3 protein-coding genes are annotated in these 2,006 nt (G+C 67.7%); 2 read left to right on the forward strand and 1 reads right to left on the reverse strand.

From position 1 onward, the window contains the following. The coding region (locus tag FFS27_RS32210) for a universal stress protein (RefSeq protein ID WP_137952525.1) at positions 1-321 on the forward strand (321 nt) is incomplete at its 5' end. Between the two features lie 55 nt (positions 322-376). Beyond that, complete coding sequence (locus tag FFS27_RS32215; protein WP_003109680.1) at positions 377-1,033, forward strand: thiopurine S-methyltransferase; 657 nt, start codon at positions 377-379, stop codon at positions 1,031-1,033. Between the two features lie 31 nt (positions 1,034-1,064). Here FFS27_RS32215 and FFS27_RS32220 read toward each other — a convergent pair. Beyond that, positions 1,065-2,006 (reverse strand): M14 family metallopeptidase (locus FFS27_RS32220; RefSeq protein WP_137952526.1); only part of this gene is annotated, 942 nt, incomplete at its 5' end.

The raw sequence follows: 2,006 nt of genomic DNA on the forward strand, positions 1-2,006 counted from the left end.
GCGTTGCCGGGCCGGCCGACGCTGCTCGACTATCCGCCCGCCGCGCACGAGTGCGAAGAGGCCCGGCAGGTGCTCGACGAGGCCCGTGCGCTGCTAGCCGGGTGCGAGCTGGAGGTACAGGCCGAGCTACGTGCCGGCGACCCGGTGCAGGTGATCCTGGGCGAGGCGCGGCGCCTGGGCTGTGAGCTGATCGTCATCGGCCATCGGCACCTGGGACGGCTGGAGCGCCTGCTCGATCCTTCGGTCGGCGACCGGGTGATCCGCGAGGCGCCGTGTCCGGTGCTGGTGGAAGTGCGCGAGGAAGATGCGCAGGGGAGTTGACCTGCCGGCCGATTGTCGCCACCTTGCGGGTTTTTCCACGAATGCGGAGGGCAGGATGCAGGCGGATTTTTGGCACGCCCGCTGGGCGAACAACCAGATCGGCTTCCACCTGGACGAGATCAATCCCTACCTGATGCGCCACCTGTCGCGGCTGCGACTGCAAGCGGGCGAACGGATCCTGGTGCCGTTGTGCGGCAAGACCCTGGACCTGGCCTGGCTGGCCGCCCAGGGACTGGAGGTGCTGGGGGTGGAGCTTTCGGAAAAGGCCGTGAGCGACTTCTTCGAGGAGCACGACCTGCGCCCCGAGATCGATCAACTGGGTGGTTTCCGCCGCTACCGGGTCGCCGGCATCACCCTGCTGCAGGGTGATTTCTTCGCCTTGCAGGCAGAGCACCTGGCGCAGTGCAGGGCGTTCTACGACCGCGCCGCGCTGATCGCCCTGCCGCCGGAGATGCGCGAGCGCTATGCCGGGCATCTCCAGGCGGTCCTGCCGACGCGCAGTCTGGGCTTGCTGGTCACCATCGACTACCCGCAGGCGGAGATGGCCGGTCCGCCGTTCGCCGTGCCCGACGAGGAGGTGCGTGGCTACTACGCTGGCGGTTGGCGGATCGAGGAACTGGAGCGTGGCGACGTGCTCGGCGTCAACTGGAAATTCCTCGAGCGCGGGGTGTCCTGGCTGAACGAGGCCGTCTACCTGCTGGAGAGAGGCTGAAACGGGGCGCCGCGCGGCGCCCCGTCCATTTTCAGCGGAGTTCGTCGACCAGCACCGCAAGGGTGCACAGGACGTCCTGGCCGAGCCGCTTGGAGCGGGCGCCGGACCAGCCGGTCCCGGGCTCCGGGTTGTCGTCGTGGTCCTTGAACGGCATCTCGATGGTGAACGCCAGGCAGTCGTAGGTCTGCCCGACGAAGTTGCAGGCCAGCGCCAGGTTGGCCTGGCCCGGCGCACTACGTGGGTAGCCATGGCGGATCTGGAATTCGCCGCGCGCCATCAGTTCCTCGCGGAAGCGTTGCTCGAGTCGTTCCAGGCGGGGCGTATAGCCCGGGTTGCCCTCGCAGCCGGCGGCGAATACGTGGGGGATTTCCTCGTCGCCGTGGATGTCGAGGAACAGGTCGACGCCATGGCGCTTCATCTCCTGCTGGACGAACCAGACTTCCGGGCTGCGCTCGGCGCTCGGCTCCAGCCAGGCCCGGTTGAGATCCTGGCCGGCGGCGTTGGTGCGCAGGTTGCCGTGGAACGCGCCGTCCGGGTTCATGTTCGGCACCAGGTACAGGTCGGCCTTTTCCAGCAGGCGCTGCATTTCCGTGTCGTCCGGCCGCTGCAGGCGCTCGATCAGGCCTTCCATGAACCATTCGGCCATGTGCTCGCCGGGATGCTGCTGGGCGATGATCCACAGCTTCAGGTGGCTGTCGGGATGGCGCCTGACCCGCAGCAATTCGATGTCGCGGCCTTGCACGCTGGTGCCGACGGCGAGCCGTTCGACGCCCTCGATGCCGAGCGCACGTTCGACCAGGCGGGCATGCCGTTCGCGGCTGTAGGGCTCGAAGTAGGCGAAGCGGACTTCGCTTTCCTCCGGTTCCAGCTGGAAATGCAGGCCGTCGGCGTCGTATTGCGACGGTACGCGGAACCAGCGTTCGCCATCGTACGAGGCGACTGCCTGGTAGCCGCTCCAGGCATGGCTGTAGGC

It is taken from the genome of Pseudomonas sp. 2VD (assembly GCF_005503585.1).
Taxonomy (GTDB): Bacteria; Pseudomonadota; Gammaproteobacteria; order Pseudomonadales; family Pseudomonadaceae; genus Pseudomonas; species Pseudomonas aeruginosa.

Excerpts from the sequence above, each read along its gene's own strand:
- FFS27_RS32215 (WP_003109680.1), top strand. The coding sequence starts at position 377 with ATGCAGGCGGATTTTTGGCACGCCCGCTGGGCGAACAACCAGATCGGC.